Source organism: Polyangiaceae bacterium (genome assembly GCA_020633205.1).
In the GTDB taxonomy this organism is placed as follows: Bacteria; Myxococcota_A; Polyangia; order Polyangiales; family Polyangiaceae; genus JAHBVY01.
Window position 1 is genome coordinate 1527134 of sequence record JACKEB010000010.1, and the last position, 21610, is coordinate 1548743.

The 21610-nt window shown below is 64.5% G+C and carries 18 protein-coding genes; 10 read left to right on the forward strand and 8 right to left on the reverse strand.

Annotated features, from left to right (window positions below; all coding sequences use genetic code 11):
• Nucleotides 1-90: 90 nt before the first annotated feature.
• On the reverse strand, nucleotides 91-1803 hold the full coding sequence (locus H6718_06405; protein ID MCB9585010.1) for an acyl-CoA dehydrogenase family protein: 1713 nt from the start codon (nucleotides 1801-1803) through the stop codon (nucleotides 91-93).
• Nucleotides 1804-1805: 2 nt separating this feature from the next.
• Nucleotides 1806-3611: an HDIG domain-containing protein gene (locus H6718_06410; GenBank protein MCB9585011.1), complete on the reverse strand. Its 1806-nt coding sequence runs from the start codon at nucleotides 3609-3611 to the stop codon at nucleotides 1806-1808.
• A 361-nt stretch (nucleotides 3612-3972) separates the two neighbouring features.
• Between H6718_06410 and folP the strand changes: the two genes are divergently transcribed.
• From folP to H6718_06430, 4 genes are all read left to right on the forward strand, one after another.
• The gene (gene folP, locus H6718_06415; protein MCB9585012.1) at nucleotides 3973-4836 is read left to right on the forward strand and encodes a dihydropteroate synthase; all 864 of its coding nucleotides are present in this window, start codon (nucleotides 3973-3975) and stop codon (nucleotides 4834-4836) included.
• Complete coding sequence (locus H6718_06420) at nucleotides 4829-6064, forward strand: TIGR00159 family protein (GenBank protein MCB9585013.1); 1236 nt, start codon at nucleotides 4829-4831, stop codon at nucleotides 6062-6064. The genes folP and H6718_06420 overlap by 8 nt, the downstream gene beginning before the upstream one ends.
• A complete protein-coding gene (locus H6718_06425) occupies nucleotides 6064-7020 on the forward strand; it encodes a YbbR-like domain-containing protein (GenBank protein ID MCB9585014.1) in 957 nt (318 codons plus the stop codon). Before H6718_06420 ends, H6718_06425 begins: the two co-directional genes overlap by 1 nt.
• 183 nt (nucleotides 7021-7203) lie before the next feature.
• Nucleotides 7204-7998, forward strand: coding sequence for a hypothetical protein (locus H6718_06430; protein MCB9585015.1), 795 nt, complete (start codon nucleotides 7204-7206; stop codon nucleotides 7996-7998).
• 26 nt (nucleotides 7999-8024) lie between these two features.
• On the opposite strand, the gene H6718_06435 is transcribed toward H6718_06430, so the two are convergent.
• On the reverse strand, nucleotides 8025-8792 hold the full coding sequence (locus H6718_06435) for a helix-turn-helix domain-containing protein (GenBank protein MCB9585016.1): 768 nt from the start codon (nucleotides 8790-8792) through the stop codon (nucleotides 8025-8027).
• A 91-nt stretch (nucleotides 8793-8883) separates the two neighbouring features.
• Between H6718_06435 and H6718_06440 the strand changes: the two genes are divergently transcribed.
• From H6718_06440 to H6718_06450, 3 genes are read left to right on the forward strand one after another with little or no spacing between them, the layout of a single operon-like run.
• Nucleotides 8884-10518, forward strand: coding sequence for a benzoyl-CoA-dihydrodiol lyase (locus H6718_06440; protein ID MCB9585017.1), 1635 nt, complete (start codon nucleotides 8884-8886; stop codon nucleotides 10516-10518).
• 12 nt (nucleotides 10519-10530) lie between these two features.
• Nucleotides 10531-11949: a benzoyl-CoA 2,3-epoxidase subunit BoxB gene (boxB, locus tag H6718_06445; GenBank protein MCB9585018.1), complete on the forward strand. Its 1419-nt coding sequence runs from the start codon at nucleotides 10531-10533 to the stop codon at nucleotides 11947-11949.
• Between the two features lies 1 nt (nucleotide 11950).
• A complete protein-coding gene (locus tag H6718_06450) occupies nucleotides 11951-12601 on the forward strand; it encodes a TlpA family protein disulfide reductase (GenBank protein ID MCB9585019.1) in 651 nt (216 codons plus the stop codon).
• A 2-nt stretch (nucleotides 12602-12603) separates the two neighbouring features.
• Here the strand turns inward: H6718_06450 and H6718_06455 are convergent, their stop codons facing one another.
• The 4 genes from H6718_06455 to glpK form a co-directional block, all read right to left on the reverse strand.
• Nucleotides 12604-13587, reverse strand: a complete 984-nt coding sequence (locus H6718_06455) for a cation diffusion facilitator family transporter (GenBank protein MCB9585020.1) — start codon at nucleotides 13585-13587, stop codon at nucleotides 12604-12606.
• Nucleotides 13588-13681: 94 nt separating this feature from the next.
• Complete coding sequence (locus H6718_06460) at nucleotides 13682-14521, reverse strand: hypothetical protein (protein MCB9585021.1); 840 nt, start codon at nucleotides 14519-14521, stop codon at nucleotides 13682-13684.
• An 11-nt stretch (nucleotides 14522-14532) separates the two neighbouring features.
• On the reverse strand, nucleotides 14533-15300 hold the full coding sequence (locus H6718_06465; protein ID MCB9585022.1) for a hypothetical protein: 768 nt from the start codon (nucleotides 15298-15300) through the stop codon (nucleotides 14533-14535).
• 172 nt (nucleotides 15301-15472) lie between these two features.
• Nucleotides 15473-16972 (reverse strand): glycerol kinase GlpK, encoded by a 1500-nt coding sequence (gene glpK, locus H6718_06470; GenBank protein ID MCB9585023.1) that lies wholly within the window; start codon nucleotides 16970-16972, stop codon nucleotides 15473-15475.
• Nucleotides 16973-17154: 182 nt separating this feature from the next.
• Between glpK and H6718_06475 the strand changes: the two genes are divergently transcribed.
• Nucleotides 17155-19047: an FHA domain-containing protein gene (locus tag H6718_06475; protein ID MCB9585024.1), complete on the forward strand. Its 1893-nt coding sequence runs from the start codon at nucleotides 17155-17157 to the stop codon at nucleotides 19045-19047.
• A gap of 322 nt (nucleotides 19048-19369) precedes the next feature.
• Nucleotides 19370-20485 carry a hypothetical protein gene (locus tag H6718_06480; GenBank protein ID MCB9585025.1) on the forward strand — a complete coding sequence of 372 codons (1116 nt, stop codon included), beginning with the start codon at nucleotides 19370-19372 and terminating at the stop codon, nucleotides 20483-20485.
• Here H6718_06480 and H6718_06485 read toward each other — a convergent pair.
• Entirely contained in the window at nucleotides 20463-20699 is a 237-nt protein-coding gene (locus H6718_06485) for a hypothetical protein (GenBank protein ID MCB9585026.1), read from the reverse strand. The two genes, H6718_06480 and H6718_06485, sit on opposite strands and share 23 nt — an antisense overlap.
• 546 nt (nucleotides 20700-21245) lie before the next feature.
• On the opposite strand from H6718_06485, the gene H6718_06490 reads away from it, so the two are divergent.
• The gene (locus H6718_06490) at nucleotides 21246-21563 is read left to right on the forward strand and encodes a four helix bundle protein (protein MCB9585027.1); all 318 of its coding nucleotides are present in this window, start codon (nucleotides 21246-21248) and stop codon (nucleotides 21561-21563) included.
• The last annotated feature ends 47 nt before the right edge of the window (nucleotides 21564-21610 follow it).

Consider the following 21610-nt stretch of genomic DNA (forward strand, 5'->3'; position numbering starts at 1 on the left):
CTTCGCAAGCGGAGTGCCAAGCTCCAAGCGCACATCGGTTCAGAGACCGGTGTTCGCCGGGTGTCTGAACGCCGCCCCGTCAAGCAGCATTCAGAGCACGTCGAACGGGTAGCCGTTATCTTCGTAGGCGCGCGAGGCGATCAGCTTGCGTAGCTCGTCGTCGTTGTTGTCGAGCTTGTTCAGGTTTCCGCGGATGCGCAGGATGGCGGCCCGAGAGAACATGCTGGTCATGTCGAGCTCGCGGCGCGCTCCTTCTTCGCCGCGCTGCTGTATCGCACGTGAAGTACGCGCGATACAGGCGGCCAGGGCGTAGAGATCGATCGCAGCGTTCGCGATGCGTAGCTGTACGTACTGCATCTCGGCAATCTCGGTGCCGTGCTCGGTCAGCGCACGATCCACTGCCTGCTGGAAAGCGTCCGTAGCCTCTTCGAAAGCGACGGCCTCACGCCCGAGCAGCGGATGAGCACGGGAGAGGCGCTCCCGACGAAACGTCTCCTTCACTTTCCGCACGGCAAAGTCTCGCAGCAACCCGAAGCCTTTCACGGGTTCGCGCATCGCACCCACGACTTCGCTACGCTTCTTACCTGGTCCGTGCATCCCGCTGAGGGCAATGAAGCAGCGAAGGATCTCATTGGTGCCATCGATCACGAAAGAACCGCGGGCGTCGCGGAGGTAGCGTTCGAAGGCGTGCGGCCGCACATAGGCGCTGCCGCCCGCGAGGGACACCGCGTCTCCCACTACGCGCCACAACGCCTCGCTTCCGGCGACACGGCACATGCTGCTCTCGAGGCTGTAGTCCTCGATGTGTTGATCCACGAGGCCAGCCGTCAGGTGCACCATCGACTCGATCGCGAAGGTGTCGCTGAGCATCCGCGCGATCTTGTCTTTGATGATGGAGAACTCCCCAATGCTGCGCCCGAAGCTGTAACGTTCCTGGACCCAGCGCACACTCTCCCCCACCACCTTGCGACACATGCCAAGGAAGACGCCGCTCAACGGTACCCGCGCGGCGCTGAGCACCTCCATCGCGATCGCGTGACCCTTGCCCGGTTCCCCGAGGATTGCCCCTTGGTCCAGGGCCACGTCGGCTAGCCGCAAGTCGCACATGCCCGCGCCACGCAGCCCAAGCTTGTCGTGGTCATCGCCGGTGGCCACGCCAGGCCCGCGCTCGACCACCACGGCGGTCATATTTGGTTTGTTGCCGGTGTGCGGCGCGCTAGTGCGCGCGAACACCACGAAAATGTCAGCGAGGTTGCCGCCAGTGACCCAGCGCTTCTCCCCGCTGAGGCTGTATCCGTCACCCTTCGCGCTGAGCAGCGTGCGCATCGCGCTCGCGTCGCTCCCGGAGCCTTCCTCCGCGAGCGCGAAGGCGCCCAAGCGTTCCCCGCTCGCGAGCTTCGGCAGGTAACGCTGCTTGAGCTCTGGACTGCCGAACTGCTGAATCGTTCGTGCCGCCAGTGACTCGCTGGCGAACACGCTGAGCGCCACGGAGGGATCTGCAGCGCCTAGCTCCTCGAGCACGCGGGTGTAACCCATGCACGTGAGCCCCATGCCGCCGTGACTCACCGGAAGCCCGGTGCCGAAGAGGCCTAGCTCCTTCAGGCTCACCAGCAGCTCCGGGCTGAGCTGAGCGTCGCGATCGATGCGCTCCGAATCGATCTCCGAGTCCGCAAGTCGGCTGATGACGTGCACCAACGTCTGGACCCGCTCGCGCTCGGGATCCGCGAGGAGAGGATAGGGAAAGATGAGATCTTCGGCGATCACGCCGAAGAACAACGCCTTCGAGAAGCTTCCTTCAATCATGTTCAAGCGACGTCATCGTCTCGCACGCGGCGCACCGCGGATGACGCGGTGCGAGCGAGCTCGTTCAGGCTCTCGTTCTCAGCTTCCGCCTCTTCGGATCCCGGAGGCAATGACGGGGGCATGGTGCTCGAGCCGTGGATCTGAATTTCAGGCGCCGAAGGTCGGTTCATCGCGCTCGAAGGGACCCCGAACTCCTCAGCGCGCTTGGCCTGCCATTGATACTTGATGCGGTGGTGATTCATGTTCACCAGCGTGTCCGTCATGCGGTTGATGATGATGCGCATGTCCATCAGCTCGAGTCCCGACTCATCGAGCTGCCCCGAAGCCAACTTGGTGAACACGATGCGCTGGATCATCGCCTCGAAGGTGTCCCGGTTCGGCGTCTCGACGGTGCGGGAGGCGGCCTCGATGGAGTCCACCACCATCAAGATCGCTGTCTCCTTGGTCTGCGGCTTCATCCCCGGATAGCGGAAAGCTGACTCATCAAGCTCCTTGGGGTTGCCCTGCTGCAGGCACTTGTTCCAGAAGTACTCGACCAGCTGCGTCCCGTGGTGGGTGTACGCGAATTCCACGACGGGCTCCGGCAGCCCGCCTTCCCGCATCAGCTTCGTGCCCACCACGACGTGGGCCATGATCGCGTCCGCGCTGACTTCCGGATCGAGTTCATCGTGGGGTGACTGCTCGTCGGGACCGAGGTTCTCCACGAAGTAGCTGCGCTGAATCGTCTTGCCGATGTCGTGGTAGTAGGCGCCGACGCGAGTCAGGAGCGCGTCGGCCCCGATGGCACTCGCGGCTTGCTCGGCCAAATTCGCCATCGCCCGCGAGTGCTCCCAGGTGCCAGGCGCTTCGGTGGCCAGGCGGGTCAAGAGCGGCTGCTCCAAGTCAGTGAGATCCAGCAAGCGCTCGCGCGGAACCTGACCCAGGACACGCGCGACGAAGCTGCGGAGCAGGGCCGCAATGGCGCCACTCACCACACCACCACCTACGCAGGCGAGCAGATCGGAACTCGCAAGTCGCTTCAGATCCGCGAGAAAATCGAAGGATCCCTCGACAGTGTAGCTGATGGCGACGTAGACGAGGGCAGCGCAAAGTCCGCCCAAAAGGCCGCTGAAGACCATGTGCCGCGGGTGCTTGCGATCCAGATAGAGCAGGGTCGCCGCCATCCCGCGGGTCAATAGGACGCTCAACAGGATCAAATCGAGCTGCATCAGCGACGCGACGATGAACGAGGAGATCATCGTCACGAGGAAAGCCGTCCGCCGATCGAACGCGGTCGCAACCCAGAGAGGCAACGCGCTCACCGGCAACCACAGCTCGGGCAGCGAAGTGAACAACAATCCCAGCTTGCTGAAGAACAGCAGCACGCCGAGGACAATGAAGAGCCCCACTTGGGTGCGCAGGAGCTTCAGGCGGTTTTGACCAAACTTCCTAAGGTACGCCGTCAGCGCCAGCGCAAGGGAGAAGAAGATCGCAAACACGCCGAGGAGCCGCTGGGTGCTCGGTGGGCGCGCGCGCTGTTCCTGCGCGTAGGCGACGCGGTGCGCACTGATGTGCGGCTGCAGCACGACACCCCGAGCGACCAAGACGTCTTCATGCACGTAGTGCAACTCCGCTCGGCCGGTCTGCGCATCCCGCTCGATTCGCGGCCCGTACGGCAATCTCAACGTTGTGTGCGCCGGTTCTCCGAAGTGAGGCGTCCAACTAGAGATGAAGCGGTCCCCGGAGTGGACCAGCGTCCACAACACCGCACTCACGAGGCTGATAATCAGGGCAGAACCAAGCCCTGCGCGTATCCGTGTGCGCAGCATCCCTACACCGTTCGTCCGCGCGCAAGCCCGCCGCGTGTGCGATGGCGGGCAGCGACGTTGGCCCCGGGCGGCGGAGAATCGTCACCGCTGGGCATGGAGTGCTGGAGCTGGCTCATCCGGTGTGCTGGGCACGTTAGCACTTCGCCCGAAATCGCTACAGGCATCGCGCGCAGGTCAGCCACCGCGGGGCGCCTCGCGAAGCGGACCACCAGGTCAGACCCAGCTGGACTTGCATAAGCCGCAAGCCTTGCTCAACCCGTTCGCCACCGCGCAAATCCGCCCGCTCGGTGGACTCGAAGGACAGAGCGAGTGGAGCTTGCAGAGGCCGGCCCCGCTTGCTACCCGAAAGTTTGTGGGAGGCTTGAGCACATCGCTCGGATCCAAGCTGCTGGCCGTGCGTCGCACGGGCAGCGCCGCGGTGATGGGTGTGCTCAACGTCACGCCCGACTCCTTCTCCGACGGCGGCGACTTCCTCGAGCCGGGTGCTGCGCGAGCCCGCGTCGACGCGTTGCTGAATGATGGCGCCGACATCGTAGACATCGGCGGCGAGTCTTCCCGCCCCGGTGCCCCAAGTATTCCCGCTCGGGAACAGATCGAGCGCATCGAGCCGGCGCTGCGCTACGCAGTCGAGCGGAAGGCCCTGGTCAGCATCGACACCACGCTTCCGGAGGTGGCAGAGCACTGCCTCAACGCGGGCGCCACCCTGATCAACGACGTATCTTGCCTCGCGGAACCGGACCTTGCGGCGGTGGTCGCGAAGGCGAGCGGTGACCTGTTGATCATGCACGCACGCGGACCGATGAGCCGCATGCCCGGATTCAGCGAGTGGCCCGACGACGCCTACGCGGACGTGGTGGCGGAGGTTGCGAAGGAGTGGAGTGCGGCACGCGACCGAGCGGTCGCGCGAGGTCTGCCCCGAGAGCGCATCTTCTTCGATCCTGGGCTCGGCTTCGCAAAGAACGCTCGCCACTCCTTCGAAGTGCTACGCCGCCTGCGAGAGTTCCGCAGCTTGGAGGTGCCGATCTTCGTAGGTCCTGGGCGCAAGTCGTTCATCGCCTCCGTGGACCCGGCGCCACCGAGCGGGCGCCTGGGCGGCACCATCGCCGCCTGCATCATTTCCGCGCAGAAAGGCGCGCACGCGCTGAGGGTGCACGACGTTCGTGAAGTCCGCCAGGCCCTGGCTGTGCTCGGTGCGAGTGAGGACAACGAGGTGGGCCATGCTTGAGCGCCTCGTTGCCTACTTCACGGATCGCACTTGGGTGCAGCTCGGTCGAGACTTCCTGGATGTCAGCATCGTCTACTACCTGTTCTATCGCGCGCTCCTCGTCGTACGCGGCACTCGCGCCATCCAGGTCGGGTTCGGCTTAGGCGCCGTGCTCCTGCTGTACGTCGTCGCCCAGCGACTGCAGCTCGAGACCGTGATCAACATCCTGGGCGCGTTGATCTCCAGCATGATCTTGCTGGTCGTGGTGGTGTTCCAGAACGACATCCGCCGGGGATTGATGCGCCTCGGGCGGGGCGCCACCTGGACTGGCACGCGCAACGCCGAGACGCGGGTCATCGACGACGTCGTTGAGGCCGCCACGGAGCTCGCGCGGCATCGCATGGGTGCAATCATCTGCTTCGAGAAGGACGCGAACCTCGACGAGTTCGTCGAGCAAAGCCACAAGGGCATCGACCTGGACGCCCAGGTCTCCCGCGAACTCTTGGTGAGCTTGTTCATTCCCGAGGGAACCAACAAGCTCCACGACGGTGCGATCATCATTCGCAACCTGCGCATCGCCAAGGCCGGCGTGTTCTTTCCGATGGGTGGGACGAAGACCATCGAGACCAAGTTCGGTTCACGCCACCGCGCTGCGATCTCGATCACCGAGGAAACGGACGCCGTGATCGTCGTGGTGAGCGAGGAGCGTGGCACCATCAGCTTCTGCTTCAACGGCAACATCGTGTCTCCGATCTCCGCCGGAGACCTGCGCAGCATGCTCGAGGCCGAGGTCGGCCCGAAGAAGAAGCCCGCCAAGAAGGCAGCCCAACGCGCTTCGGCGACGCCACCCGTGAGCAAGTTGCCGGCCAGCAAGGCGCAAGCCCCTGCGGACCGAAGCTCGCGCATCAGCGTGCCTCCTCCGAGGCCGACCGTTGCTCCCGAGGATCGTCCGAGTCGGCCAGAGGATCGCAAGACCGCCACCAGCGTGGAGGACGCCGGTCCGGTGAGCATTCGCTTCTCGGGCACGCCCGACAGCGAGCGGCGTCCAACTCAACCTTCGGAGGACACGCCGAAGCCGCTTCGCATGCGCCCTCAACCCAAAGAAACCACGGAACCCGAGACAGGCGATCGCCCAAGTCTCGATCCGACTCCCCTCGACCCGACTCCCCTCGCCCCGGCGAGCACACCGAAGCCACTGCGCGGTGACAGTAACGACGGTTCGCCAAGCGACCCCGGAGAAGGTGCGTGATGGCCGCGTTCTGGGCGTGGATTGGCAACGCCTTCACCGAGAACATCGGCCTCAAGCTGCTGGCTTTCACCTTCGCGTTGGGGCTCTTCGCCTACCAGCACAGCCGTGAAGATCAGCAGCAGCGTACCGTCCCGGTGGGTGTGGTGCTGCGTCTCCCCCCGGAAAGCGAAAAGCGTGAGCTGATGACGCCGACGCCAGCCAACGTCCACGTGACGTTGCGTGGCTCCACCCGAGCCATCGATCGCCTGATCGCCACTGGCATCGCTCCCGTCGAGCTAGACCTTCGAGACGCGCACACGGAGCGCATCAACTTCGAGCCCGATATGTTCTCGCTGCCGATGGACGTGGAAGTGACCATCGTCGATCCGCCGAGCATCGAGCTCGAGTGGCAGGACGTCGTCACCCGACAAATCCCGGTGCAGGCATCGATCACAGGCAAAGCCGCAGAGGGCTACGTGGTGAAGGGCGATCTCAAGGTCGATCCCACACACGTCACCGTGGAGGGCCCTGTCAGCCTGGTGGAAGTGATGCAGTTCGCGCGTCTGTCCGCGTTCGATGTGTCGGGTCTCACGGAGGGCGTTTACCGTCGGCGCATCGCCATCGACGATCCGCCACCGCGGGTACGCTACGCGGATCCGAAGACACCTCGCCCCGCGGTCACGGTCACCATCGCTCGCCGGGTGAGTGAGCAGCCTTTCCCCAATCGCCCCGTGGAAGTCATCGGCGTCACTACGGGTAAGACCAGCCCCCGCACGGTGGACGTCACCGTGATCGGCCCGCCCGAGGTCATTCGCTCGCTGCGCCCCGAACAGGTCGTGCCCCGCGTCGACTTGACCAAGGCGGTGGACATCGACCTCGACGAGCAAAAGCACGGCTCCGCAACCCTCACCGTCGAGGTGGAGATCGCTGATGCCGAGGTCAAGATCCAGCCGCCCAAAGTCAACGTGCGCTGGTAGCCTGTTCACACCTACCGGGTGCGAATTGGGCGGACTCGATCGCGGTGTGATGTGGCCACGTGCGATGTCGTGGTTGTGCCAGTTTGCGCCCCCCAATGAACGCTCCGGTGCGCCATTATCCTGGGCAATCTCCGTGATTTTTGGGGGGTGAGGGATGGCACGCCGCGTGTATCCGTACGGGATATGCACAGGCTTACGCGCGCGCTCCTGCTCCCCTTGGCTCTCGCTTTCGCCGCCTGCGGCGGCAACACCTCAGGCAACGATCCTGGAAGTGGCGGCTCGGGCGGCAACGGGGGCAACGCCGGAAGCGGCGGAGGCTCTTGCGCTGGCGTGGACTGCAAAGACGGAAACCAGTGCTGCAACGGCCAGTGCATCTCTCTGGATTTGGTGTGCGAAGGAGAGCCCTGTGGTGACACGGTTTGCACCGGCAACACCTACTGCTGCAACGCGAGCTGTGGTACCTGCGTCGCACCGGGCGAAGGCTGTACGGCGATTGCGTGCGGAACCGGCGGCAGCGGCGGCGGTGGTGGCGGCGGCGGCCAAGCGGGAGGTGGCGGCGCCGGCGGCGCGACCTTCCAGTGCGGCTTCGAGACTTGCCAGTCAGGCCAGCAGTGTTGTGGGATCGAGTGCGGTGGAGGCTTCTGCGCTGATGGGGAGCTGCCCTGCCCGCCCGTTGACTGTCAGCCTGTGCTTTGCGGCCAGACCTACTGCGAGGGCGGCACCTATTGCTGCAACGACAGCTGCAGCACCTGTGCGAAGCCCGGTGAAGGTTGCACGAACGAACTGTGTGAGCCCGACTGCTCAGCGCAGCGAGCTGAAGGCTACGGCGACTGCGACGGCTTCTTTGGCTGGGCCTGGACGGGTACCTACTGCACCGCGATCGGTGGATGCTCCTGCAATGGCCCGGACTGCGACTCGCTGTACTACTCCGAGGAAGACTGCTGGAAGGCCTACGGGATGTGCCCCATCCCGCTGTAGCTTCAAGAACACCCTTAGGAAGGTGTTCAGTCCGCTGCTGGCGCCGTTTCTTCTCCGGAAATTGATTCCGCGAGGAAATCCACCGTACCGTCGATCCCCATCGAGTTCGTCTCGACCACGTGGTCCGCCTGAGCATACAGAGGAGTGCGCGCTTTGAGCAGCGCCTTCAGCTCGGCCATGGCGTTGGTGCGGTTTCGCATGGGTCGCGTGTCACCTTGGGCGAGCACTCGCTCCATGTGATCTTCCGGGCGCGCCCGCAGCCACACCGTCGTCGAGCTGCGCTTCAAGAGATCGAAGGTCTCCGCGTCACTGACGATGCTGCCGCCGGTGGCCAGCACACCACCCGAAGTATCCCGCAGGAACTTGCGTAACGTCTCCCGTTCGAGCCGCCGATAGAAGGCTTCGCCTTGCAGCTCGAAGACCTCGCCCAGGGTCATGCCCGCGTTCTCTTCAACGAGCTGATCGAGCTCGACGAAAGGCAACTTGAGGCGGGCCGCCAAGCGGGGTCCGACGGTGCTCTTGCCCGCGCCGCGCATACCAAGCAGCGCAATCACATTGCTCGACTCCGGCTCCGCCTTGCGCAAGAGCTCAGCCGCAGTGGTCCCCAGCGCTTGGGCGACGTCACACAAGCGAACCACGGAGATGTTCCCGCGGCCCGCCTCCAGCTCGTGAAGGAAGCGTTCACTGACGCTCGCGCGCTTGCTGAGTGCGCCGATGGTCAGGCTGCGTTCACGCCGGCGCATACGAACTGCGCGACCAAGAGCCAGAAGAGTGGGGTGCGTCGCTCGAGCCATGAGGCGGGCAGTATACTTCCGGCGCGCAGACAATCAACTGCATGATACTTCTTGAGCGCAAGGATTTCTGAGAGTAGTCTACCGCACCCCCATGGAGCCTATTCGTTTCGAGACCCACCCGGACCGCTACCGCCACTGGAAGCTCAGCTTCGACGGTGCCACCGCCAAGCTGGATTTGGACATTCCTGAGGACGGCGGGTTGGTGCCTGGCTACGTGCTCAAGCAGAACAGCTACGACCTGGGCGTCGACATCGAGCTCGCAGACGCCATTCAGCGCATCCGCTTCGAGCACCCGGAGACCAAGTGCGTGGTGATCGCGGGCACGAAGGACCGCGTGTTCTGCTCCGGTGCGAACATCTACATGCTCGGCAGCTCGACCCATGCCTTCAAGGTGAACTTCTGCAAGTTCACCAACGAGACGCGGCTTTACCTCGAGGATATGACCGACAACAGCGGCATCCACACCGTCGCCGCGCTGGGTGGCGCGTGCGCCGGCGGTGGCTACGAGCTGGCGATGGCCTGCGAGCGCATCCTGCTGCTCGACGACGGCTCGAGCGCCGTCAGCTTGCCCGAGGTACCGCTGCTTGGCGTGTTGCCCGGCACCGGTGGTCTCACCCGCCTGGTGGACAAGCGCAAGGTGCGCCGCGACCTGGCGGACGCCTTCAGCACCGTGGCCGAAGGGGTGCGTGGCAAGCGCGCCGTGGAGTGGGGCCTGGTGGACGCCGTCGCCAAGAAGAGCAACTTCGACGAGGCGCTCGCCAAGCTCACAACTCAGTTCTGCGCGGAAACGGCTGAACGTAGTGGCCCGGCAGTGACGTTGAAGCCCCTCTCCCCCACCCGCGAGGAAAACGCCACGCGCTACGAATACGTCAGCCTGGAGATTGACGAAGAGAAGCGGGTCGCGAACCTCAAGGTCAGCGGCCCCAAGGCCGACACGCCTGAAGACGCGAAAGCCTTGCGTGAGCTCGGCTCCGACGTGTGGGCGCTCAAGGCGTTCCGTGAGCTGGACGACGCGATCCTCGACCTGCGCTTCAACGAGCGACAGATCGGCCTCATCGTGCTGACCACCGAGGGCGACGCCGAGCGCGTACTGCAGAGCGATCGCACCATCCAGAAGCTCGCCGAGAGCGACTGGTTCGCGAAGGAAATCTTGCTTCATATGAAGCGAGTGCTGAAGCGCTTGGACCTCAGCGCGCGCACCGTGTTCGCCATCGCGGATCAAGGCACCTGCTTCGCGGGGAGCCTCTTCGAGCTGCTCATCGCCGCGGATCGCAGCTTCATGCTGGATGTTGAAGACGGCCCCACGCTGCGGCTCTCGGCGCTGAACTTTGGCCCGCTGCCCATGGGCAACGGCCTCTCGCGCTTGGAGTCGCGCTTCTTCGGCACCCCCGGTCGCGTCGCCGAGCTGAAAGAAGAGAGCGACGCCATCGACACCGAGCGCGCGGCTGAGCTCGGCCTGGTCACCTTCACCCCGGACGACATCGACTGGGAAGACGAAGTGCGTATCGCGATCGAAGAGCGCGCAGCGTTCAGTCCCGATGCGTTGACCGGCATGGAAGCCAGCCTGCGCTTCGTCGGTCCTGAGACCCTCGAGACCAAAATTTTCGGCCGCCTCAGCGCTTGGCAGAACTGGATCTTCCAGCGGCCAAATGCAGTCGGCGACCGCGGCGGCCTAACCACCTACGGCACACCCGAGCGCCCGAAGTTCAACTACGAGCGCACCTGATCAGAGGAAGCCATGAGCCAGATCGACCACAGCGAGAAGATCCCGAACAACGTCAATCTCTCGAGCGACCGCAAGCTCCAGCGCGCTCTCGAGAAGTGGCTGCCCAACTACATCAACTGGTGGACGGAGATGGGCCCCGAAGGCTTTCAGACCAAAGACGTCTACCTGCGCACGGCTATCAGCGCCGATACCGAAGGCTGGGCGCACTTCGACTACGTGAAGATGCCCGAGTACCGCTGGGGTATCTTCCTCGCGGATCCAGTCAAGGATCGCACCATTGCCTGCGGCGACGACTACGGCAAGCCAGTGTGGCAGGAAGTCCCCGGCGAGCACCGCAACACCTTGCGCCGCATCATCGTGACTCAGGGCGACACGGAACCGGCGAGCGTCGAGCAGCAGCGCCTGCTCGGCCAGACCTGCCCCAGCCTCTACGACCTGCGCAACCTGTTCCAGGTCAACGTCGAAGAGGGACGTCACCTGTGGGCGATGGTCTACCTGTTGCACTCCTACTTCGGACGCGACGGTCGTGAAGAGGCGGAAGCGCTACTCGAGCGACGCAGCGGTGACAGCGACAACCCGCGCATCCTCGGCGCCTTCAACGCGCCCATCGACAACTGGCTGTCGTTCTTCATGTTCACGTTCTTCACGGATCGCGACGGCAAGTACCAGCTCCTCGCCCTCGCAGAGAGCGCCTTCGATCCGCTGAGCCGCACCACGCGCTTCATGCTGACGGAAGAAGCCCATCACATGTTCGTCGGTGAAACCGGCGTGCTTCGCATCATTCAGCGCACCTGCGAGCAGATGAAGGCGAACCCGGGCAAGGACCCGCGTGAGCTCGGCCTCATCGACCTCCCGACGATCCAGAAGGCGCTGAATTTCTGGTACTCGATCTCCCTCGACCTGTTCGGCGGTGAGGTCTCGAGTAACGCCGCGAGCTACTTCGCGTCTGGGCTCAAGGGTCGCGCGAAGGAAGCGCAGTACGACGACCACATCTGCCTCGAGCAAGTCTTCAACATGGACAAGATCGAGGACGGCAAGGTCGGCAGCGAAGAGGTGCCGCTGCGCAACGCGATGAACGAGGTGTTGCGCACCGAGTACACCGAGGACTGCCAGCGCGGCGTCAACAAATGGAACCGCATGATCGCGGAGCATGGCGTCGACTTCGAGCTCACGCTGCCGAGCCGCCGCTTCAACCGCCAAATCGGCCTCTACGCGGGCATTCACTTCAGCCCCGCTGGTGAGCTGATCAGCAATGAGCAGTGGGAGGCGCAGAAAGCAGCCTGGTTGCCGAGCGAGGCGGATCTCACCTACGTGAAGAGCCTGATGAATCGCTCCGTCACCGAGCCAGGCAAGATGGCCAACTGGATCGCCGCGCCGAAGCAGGGCATCAAGGGCCGTCCTGTCGACTTCGAGTACGTGCGCCTCGACTGAAATGTCCTGGCGTCGCTTCTTCGCCGCGGGGCTGTTCCCCGCGGCACAAGCATTCCCCGCGGCAGTAGCAGTCGCAGCGACAGCCCGAGTCCCGGCGGCAGTGCTGTGTTGGTCGCTCGCCTGCACCTCACTCGCGGCGGTGAGCTGCGGCGGCGGAAGCGCAACCAGCGCCCCTGCTTCGGCTCCAAGTCCTCTGCTGAACCAGCCGCTGAAGCCCATCGGGGGGCGAACCACCGCGGGCGCCCGCATCGACTTGAAGGCCCTCGAGGGGCGGATCATCGTCGTGAAGTTCTTCGCCAAGTACTGCAAGCCTTGCGAGAAGACGCTGCCCGGCGCCCAGCGTCTGCATCAAGAGAGCGCCGATGTGGCGGTGATCGGGATCTCCGAAGACGAGTCCCAGGCAGACCTAGACTACTTGGTGCAGAAGCACGGCCTGAGCTTCCCCATCGTCCGTGATCCCGGCAACGTGATCGCCGGGCGCTTCCGCGTCACTGCGCTGCCCGCGACCTTCATCACCGACAAGACAGGCAAGGTGGTGTGGGTCGGCGGCGAACAGCAAACGGAAGCTGATCTGGAGAGCGTGATTGGCTCAGTGCGCGCGGAGGCTGCGCCGGGGGTTGCCGGGCCCAAAGCCGCGGCACCACCAGACTGACCTCAGGTCTCGAGCGATTCCCCTCGGACGCTGTCGCTCTTTGGAGCTTGCTCCGGATCCTTGCTGACGTCGTAGTCGGAGTCTGGCTCGATGAAGATGCGCTTCATATGAGGCAGCTTCTCGCGGATCCGCGCCTCGACCGCGTCCGTGATGGCTTCGACTTCCTCGACGGTGATTCCCTTCGGAAACTTCACCTTGAGCGCCAAGATCGCGGAATCCGGGCCGAGGTGGAGGCTCAGGATCTGAGTCACATCCTCCACGCCATCCGTGTCCCGCGCAAGGCGCAACGCCAGGCGCTTGTCCTCCGGGGTGACACCTTCTCCGATGATCAGCCCATGAGTCTCATAGGCGAGGATGACGCCAATCCCGCACAGCAGCAGGCCGATCACAATCGAACCGATTCCGTCAGCGAAGGTGCTGCCGGTCAGCCAAGAGACGCCAACGGCGATCAAGGCGACGACCAAACCGAACAGCGCACCAGCGTCCTCCAAGAGCACGACGGGGATCACTGGATCCCTGCCCTTGAACAGTGCCTCTTTGACGGGTCGCGAGCCTCGCTGGTGGTTGAACTCCTTGATCGCGACAAGGAAGCTCTTGCCCTCGAGCAAGATCGAAATCCCAAGCACCACGACCGGGGCTATCAGTGAGCCCGGGGCGGAGTCCGGCTGCGTCACCTTGTGAATGCCTTCGTACAGCGCGTACACACCGCCGAGGAAGAACAGCATCAAGGAGACGATGAACGCCCAGAAGTATTGCTCCGCGGCCCTTCCCATGGGGAAACGGTCCGGATCACGCCGGGCAGCGAGCCCCATGCCGACGAGCAGCAACGCTTGGTTGCTGGTGTCCGCCACCGAGTGCACGCCCTCAGCCACCATCGCGACGCTGCCCGAGAGCCACGCCGCCACGAACTTCGCGATGGCAATGCCCCCGTTTGCGAGCAAAGCGGCCATTACGACCTTCTTCGGATCTCCTCCGCCACCAGCCATGGGCTCGCGAAGTTAGCAGACCTTTCGACTCCGCCAGCTGACAAATGGCAGTCGCTCCGCCCCTCACTGACACCGGCAGGGCAGCCCAGCTCGGCTAAAGCAGCGAGATGTGTACCCGCGCCCGTACGTTCTGGAAGAAGTTCTGCAGCGCGAGAGAGAGCCGCCGGCTGATGTACCAGTTGCGCAGGAGCGGCTCGACTTGGTTGAACGCCTGACCGCGGAAAGGCGTCTCGGCGCTGCGATGCAGCGTCTCGAGCTCGGCGCGACTCGGGCGCAGCATCGGGGTGATCATGCGATCGATGTACAGGCTCGCCCGCGCCTGCCGCCGGAACACTCGCAGGAGCTCCGAGGCACCTAGTCCCTCGGCGGCCGCGGCCTCAGCCAACCGCACCTTACCCCCGACGCGCTGGACCCAGGCCTTGGCAGACTGCTGAGCGCGTACGCGGAGCTCGCGCTCGCTGGGGGGGCGATCGATGCGCAGAGCCGCAAGCAGCGTCTCCGAGATGTGGCGTTCGAGCGCTGCGCGTAGGTGCCGTTCCCGATACGGCAGCTTCGCTTGAGGGCGAAAGCCGCGGTCGCTGAGCGCCTCCAGGCGCGCCTCGAAGGCTAGCTCCCGTTCGAAAATGAACTGCGGATTCTCGACGCCGCCCGTCTCCGCCGCGATGAAGCGCACCACGGCGCGATCGATGAGCAGCGCGCGCTTGGTGTCTTGATGAGGGATCTGGGCCGGCGCGACGCTCGGCTTTTTTTCGGGGGGAGGAGCAGCGGTCTTCGCCGGGTCCTTCACAGAGCCTTGCGCCTGCTCGGGAGCCTGCGCCTGCTCGGGAGCCTGCGCATGCGCGGCGCCGGGCAGCGCCGCCAAGCACAGGACCAGCGCTGCCCCACGGAAACGCCTACTTACCGCCGAGCCACGGAGCGAAACAGCGCGCCTCACCCCCAACCCCATCAACGTGCGCTGCTGGCTTCAGTGGAGCTAGGCGGTGCGGAGTCGTCGTCGAGCTCGCCGTGGTCGGAGTCGTGGTCGGATTCCTCGACGCCACCTTCCACTCCATCGTGTCGCTGAGCGTAGCTACGAGCTACCCGGCGTGCGCGCACGAACTCGGCGAAGGTCAGCACCTTATCGAGATCCCGCGAACCCAACGTTTCTGCGACCTCCTTGAGCTGCTTGCGCAGCGACTCCGCGTTGCGCACACGACGCCCCGTGAGTTGCTCTTGGGAAATCGGCGCGGCCTCCTTGGGAGGCTGACTCGGAGCCGCAGGACGCGCGACGGGCTTGAGCGCGTGAGCCGCGAGCCAGGCTTCCATGAACACCCGCAGGCGCTCGCTGCGGAAAGCAAACCAGCGCTCGCGCTCGGGGCCATAGGACATGAGCACATCTTTGAAGCGCCGGAACGCGCCCTTGCCATCGATCGCGGCGGTCAGCCGATCGCGCAGCTCGGACTCGTCCACCATCGGAATGAAGCGCTCCATCCAGCGGTACTGCTCCCGAGAGCTGACCGGATCGATGCGCATGTAGCTGTCATCGGCGGCAATGCGGGCGTGCATGTCTGGATCGGCGATGCCGTCCACGACCCGCAACACTTCACCCGTGTCGAGGTGCAAGTAGCTGTGCACCTCGGGTGCGTTGTTCTCGAAGGCGTCTTCCAGCGCCTCCCAATCCACGGGGACCTCTCGCAAGTCCGTTCGATTGCTCCCGTTGTCCTCGTTCGCCATTTGGCTTCCTCACCTCGAGAGTGACGCTCCCTTGCGCCACTCCTTCAAGAAACGCTCACACAGCCCCACCGCATGCCGTGCGGCGGGATGCAGCCGTGATGGTTGCGAGCCGTTGCGCTCGTCTTGATGTGTCTGGTGTCCTGATCCGTGTTCGTCGATTGCTGGTTTCGCCTCAGCTCGCACTTCGCGCGCGCCTCACGGCATCACGCCAACCCTCGAGGCGGCGCTCCCGTTCCGGACCGTCAATCGTGACACGGAACTGATCTTGAATCTTGACCATTTTCGCCGCGTCCCGTGCGTCTTTGAATAGCCCAGCGCCGATCCCAGCGAACATGGCGGCGCCCCGTGCGGTGGTTTCGAGGTCGCTTGGCCGCTCGACGGTCACTCCAGCGAGGTCGCTCTGGAGCTGCATCAGGAGATCATTCGCCGCCGCTCCGCCATCGACCCGCATCAGGCTCAACGGCTTTTCCAAATCGTCCCCCATCGCCCGCACCAGGTCGGTGACCTCGAGCGCGATGGATTCGAGGGTAGCGCGAACCAGATGAGCCCGGGTGGTGCCACGGGTCAGACCACAAATCAGGCCGCGGGCGTCGGGATCCCAGTACGGCGCGCCCAAGCCGGCCAGCGCTGGCACGAAGTAAACCCCGCCGGAGTCCTCGACACTCCGCGCCAGGCTTTCTGTCTCCTTGGCGCTTTGGATCAGCCCGAGCCCGTCCCGCAGCCACTGCACCGCGGCTCCCGCGATGAAGGCGCTGCCCTCGAGGGCGTAGACCACGTCGTCGCCAATCTGCCAACCCAGCGTGGAGAGCAAGCCGCAGCGACTGCGGATCACCTGATTTCCGGTGTTCATCACCACGAAGGCGCCGGTGCCGTAGGTGCATTTGACCTGGCCAGGCTCGAGGCACGCTTGACCAAACAACGCCGCGTGTTGGTCGCCGGCCATGCCGGAAATTGGGATTCCGTCCGGCAAGAAGCTCAGGCCCTTTGTCTCGCCGACACGTCCTGCGGAGGGCACGATGCGTGGCAAGCAGGCTCGAGGGACTCCGAGCAGTTCGCATTGGGCCGCATCCCAACTCCGCGACTCGAGGTTCATCAGGAGTGTGCGGCTGGCGTTGGTGACATCGGTTACGTGAGGCGCTTCTGCATTCGCCCCCGCCAGTCGCCACACCAGGAAGGAGTCGATGGTACCGAACACGAGCTGTCCCGACTCAGCCTTGGCGCGCGCACCGCTGACCTCGTCCAGCATCCAGGCGAGCTTGGTGCCGGAGAAGTAAGGATCGAGCACCAAGCCAGTGCGCTCACGGACCGCATCTTCGTGCCCCGCGGCTTTGAGCTTCGCGCAGCGATCCGCGGTGCGTCGGTCCTGCCAGACGATGGCGCGGTGGGCTTGGGCTCCGCTCTCTCGGTCCCAGAGCAGGGTGGTCTCCCGTTGATTGGTGATGCCAATCGCCGCAATCTCTTCCCCCACGACCCGCGCGGCACGCATGGCCTCGCGCACGGCGCCTTCAACGCTCTGCCAAATCTCGTCCGCGTTGTGCTCCACCCAGCCCGGCTTCGGGAAGTGCTGAGCAAACTCCCGGTTCGCTCGCCCTAGTGTCTTCCCGTTGGTGTCCATCACCAGCGCCGTCGAGCCGGTGGTGCCTTGGTCAATGGCTAAGATGTGTCGAGTCATCGCCGGGGGAGCCTACCAAACCTCAGCCTACCAAACCCGCACCCAGAAAAACCTGACCGTTACCCTACGCCACCTCTCCCCCGTGGTGTGACCTAGCGTTGGCATCTTATTTGTCGAGCGCCCCCATCCGGGCCATCCGCTGCGCTTGTAGCTCGGCGGGGGGCCGGGTAGCCTTGGTCGCAATGGCGCGCCTCATCCTCGCGACTCCCGACGGCCAGCAGGTCGTCGAACTCCGCGCGCACAACACGTTGGGTCGTCACCCCTCGAACTCGATCCAGCTCCTCGACAAGATCGTCTCGAAGGAACACTGCATCGTCGAGAAGCGCGGTGACCAGTTCTGGCTGCGGGATCTCGGCAGCCTGAACGGGACCTACGTCAACGGAGAACGCGTCCAAGGGGAGCGTCAGCTCTTCCACCAGGACGACATCACTCTGGGTTCGACCCGAGCGCGCTACGACGATGGTGCTGGTGTTTCCGACCCGCCCCGCGCGGGAGTGGAGCCGGTTGGAGCGGCCGCGTGGCAACCAGCGATCAACCCGGGTCCGCCGGCGATGCCCCTCGGCTCGACCAACCACCCGAATTCTCAGGCGCAGCCCTCGATGCCGGGAGGCATCCAGAGCATGCCCACCCCAGCTCAGTCGATGCCAGGCCCTTCGCTGCCCGGCCAGTCGCTGCCGGGCCAGTCGATGCCGGGCCAGTCGATGCCAGGCGGCGTCTTGAGCCAGGCACCGGCACCCACTTCGAGCCAGGTCGGGTTGCCGCCGATGAATCAAACGCGGGTCGATGTGAACGACGCCGCCCGCGCCATCGGCACCCAGATGGCCGCCACCCAGAAGGGGTTTCTGCCGTACGACCAGCTCGCCGGCAATCCGCAGCAGCTGGCCGCTGACTACGAGCGCCTGCGTCTGTCTCACGAGCTAGGCCGCGAGATCGCACTCGAGCGCGACCTGCCCACACTGCTCAACAAGATCTTGATGAGCGTGTTCAAGTTCGTGCGCGCGGATCGCGGAGTCATTTTCCTCCGGGATCCACAAGGCAAGCTGGTGCCCGGCGCCAGCCTGCGCCGCGACGGCACCGAGACACCCATCACCGTGTCCTCCACGATCATGAACCACGTGATCAAGGAGCGAGCGACCGTGCTCACCCACGACGCCGCGATGGATTTCGCAGCCTCCAAGGGCAAGAGCATGATTCTCAACCGAATCAGCTCTGCCATCGTGGCCCCACTGCTCCACAACGACGACATCCTCGGTGTGCTGTGGCTGGACAGCGAGACGCTGGCCCAGTTTCAGCAGAAAGACATGGAGATCGTCACGAGCATCGCCGCCCAAGCCGCGATGTTCATCGAGATCAACATCCTGGGCCGTAAAATCCAGGAGGAAATCATTAATCGGGAGCGCTTCAGCCGCTTGCTCTCACCGAACGTCGCCGAGCGGGTGATGAGCGGCGAGCTCGAGGTGAAGAAGGGCGGGTCACTGCAGCAGTCGGTGACGGTGTTCAACTCGGATATCCGCGGTTTCACGCGCATGAGCGAAGGCGCCCAACCGGAGAGCATCGTCGAGATGCTCAACGAGTACTTCGAGCTGATGGTCGAGACGCTGTTCAAGTTCGACGGCACCCTCGATAAATTCATGGGCGACGGCATCATGGCCCTGTGGGGCGCGCCGGTGTCCGCTCAGGACGACCCGATCCGCTGCGTCAGCTGCTCCCTCGAGATGATGGAAGTGCTCGGCAAGTTCAACCGTGAGCGCATGGCAGACAATCTGCCGTCGCTGGGCGTGGGCATCGGCATCCACACCGGTCCCCTGGTGGCGGGCTACATCGGCTCCTCCAAGGCGCTCAGCTACACCGTGATCGGCGACACCGCGAACACCAGCGCCCGCCTGTGCGGTGTCGCTACGGCGGGACAGATCATCGTCAGCGAAGCCACCTTGGGCATGCTGCGCAATCGCTTTCAGTACCAAGAGCTGCCGGCAGCCAGCCTCAAGGGCAAGGAAAAGCCCTTCAAGATCTTCAACATCACCGGGCCTCAGGTCACCGCTCAGGTCCCCGCCAGCTACCAAAGCGGCGAGTAGCCGTCCGCCTTCGAGCGACCGAACGGCGCCTGCGGTTCACGTGGAGACCGCGAACTGGAAGCCAATTCGGCGCTCCGTTTCGCAGCTTTCGCAGCCGCCAAGGTTGGGGGTGAGGGAGCTCCGTGCTCAACGGACCACGCCCGGGTGTGACACCAGCACCACACTGGATAGCACCTGCTAGCTACGGGTTCCGCACGGCAGCATCTGAAAGCGAGCACTAGAAGTCAGCAGTTTCGCGGCTCTACCGCGCTGATCAGACGAAAACGCGTACGACTGCTCGGGCTTGGGGCAACTGGCATGACCAGTGCTTAAGCAGCAGACCATGCACACCCGACTGACGGCGACCGGCTTGCTCCTAGCTTCTTGTCTGCTCCCCTCGCTGGCGAGCGCACAGCCGAGCGACGACGGCTCTTGGTCCTCCCCGACGGACGCACCGGCAGAAGCGCCGCCCCCCACGGCGGCTCTCCCCGTGGCTCCGGCAGGTGACGCGGCGCCTCAGCCTGCAGCTCCTCCCCCGGTGGCGGCAGCGGCCCCGGCGACCCCCGTCGCACTGACCAACTGCCGGGTGAACCCGTCCCCCGCCATTGACCGCGCGACGGGTGTGACGATTGGTGGGTTGGTGTGCGATTCCTTGCGGTCACAAATCAGCGGGGTGGGCGCCCTGAGTGAAGGCTACCAGCCGGGCCTACCGGGCTACGACGTGTCGATTCAACGCCTGGGCCGCAAGATCCTGCTCAAGCTCCAGCGCACGAACGCCGCTGGCCAAGTCGACCGCACCGAGACACTCACCCTCAGCGGCGTCGAAGAAGCGACCGAAGCCGCGCCGCGCCTCGCCGCAGCGATGAGCGAAGAGGTCGACATCAAGGAAACCGAGCGCGTCGACAACCTGGTGGGCGATGAGACCCGCCGCTACAAGAAGAAGTCCGGCGAGTCGATGTTCGGCCTCGGCATCGGTGCGCAAATGGCGGGCGGCGACTTCGCCGGAAGCACCCTGCACCTGAGCTACCAGTACGAAACCCCGGACTTCGGCTTGCTCGCCCGCGGCTCCGTTGGCGGCCTCGGCGACAACCAAGACGAAGACTGGATGTACAACTACCTGTCCGTCGGCGCCCGCTACTTCTTCAACAGCGAGAACATCTCACCGCTGATCGGCGGTGGCCTGAACATCTCCGGCATGAGCAACGACCGCACGAGCGACGGACTCTACGATCATCGCTACGAAGGCAGCGGCGGCGGCGCCTACCTCGAAGCCGGTGTGGAGGCCCTACGCCTGCACAAGACCCGGCTCGAGCTGTCTATCCGCGTGGATTTGCCGTTCTACTCGCTCAAGCGCCAGAACGACTACTACTACAGCAGCAACGGCCAGGAAGTGGCGTCGTCGGAGCCGGGGAGCAAGTACGTCGCGCCCGTCTCGCTCAACGCGACGATTCATTTCTGAGAGTGGGTTCGGGTTCGGGTTTGAGGTCGGGTTCGAGTTCGGGTTTGAGTTCGGGTTCGAGTTCGGGTTTGAGGTCGGGTTCGGGTTTGAGGTCGGGTTCGGGTTCGGGTTTGAGGTCGGGTTCGGGTTTGAGGTCGGGTTCGGGTTTGAGGTCGGGTTCGGGTTTGAGGTCGGGTTCGGGTTTGAGGTCGGGTTCGGGTTTGAGTTTCGACACATCGAGCTGTGCCAGGAGATGGGTTACACTTCGCCGGGCTTTGGCTGCGCCTCGCCCGGCAGGCTTTCTTCAAGGCTGGCCGGCATCGGCTGCGCCTGGCCGGCAGCTTTTGTAATGGCTAGCCGGCATCGGCTGCGCCTGGCCGGCAGTTCTCAGGGCTCGCCGGGCTTTGGCTGCGCCTCGCCCGGTGCTTCTCATGGCTCGCCGGCATCGGCTCCGCCTCGCCGGCACGTGTCTGTAAGGGCTTGCGACTCGCCGGTGCGTTTCCGCGCGGCCCTGCAGACTTCTTCAGGGCTAGCCGGCATCGGCTTCGCCTGGCCGGCACGTGTCTGTAAGGGCTCGCCGGCATCGGCTTCGCCTGGCCGGCAGATATCTCCAGGGTCGCGATTTGAGTGTTCGTTCGTTCGTGGATTTCGCACTTTGCCGGCGTGCTCGGCGTTGTCCAGGCCGGGGCCGGGCTGCGCCCGGTGCTCGCTGTGCTCGCAGCCTGGACAACGCCTGCGACTCGCCGGCGTGGCGATCGGGTGATCGAAAGGAGGTCACCTAATGCTCGATATCTATCCATTCATTCTCGAAACCATCGTGACAATCCGTCCGCTTGCTGAGCGTATTTTCCGTGAGGATCCGGACCTCGGCAAGCAGCTGCGGCGGGCTCAGTCCTCTATCGCGCTGAACGTAGCTGAGGGCTGCTACAGCCGTGGGCGCAATCAGGCCACCCGCTTTCACAGCGCGATGGGTTCCGCGCGTGAAGTGCTTGCTTGTCTCGAAGTCGCCGAGGCGCTCGGCCTGATCAACGCGCTCGACCAGGGAGTGCACCAGCGCTTCAACCGCATCCTGGGCACCCTGCATCGTCTCTGCATCTAGTAACGCGGGTTAGCCGTGGGGCGGGTTCTCACCTCACGGCTTTTCCC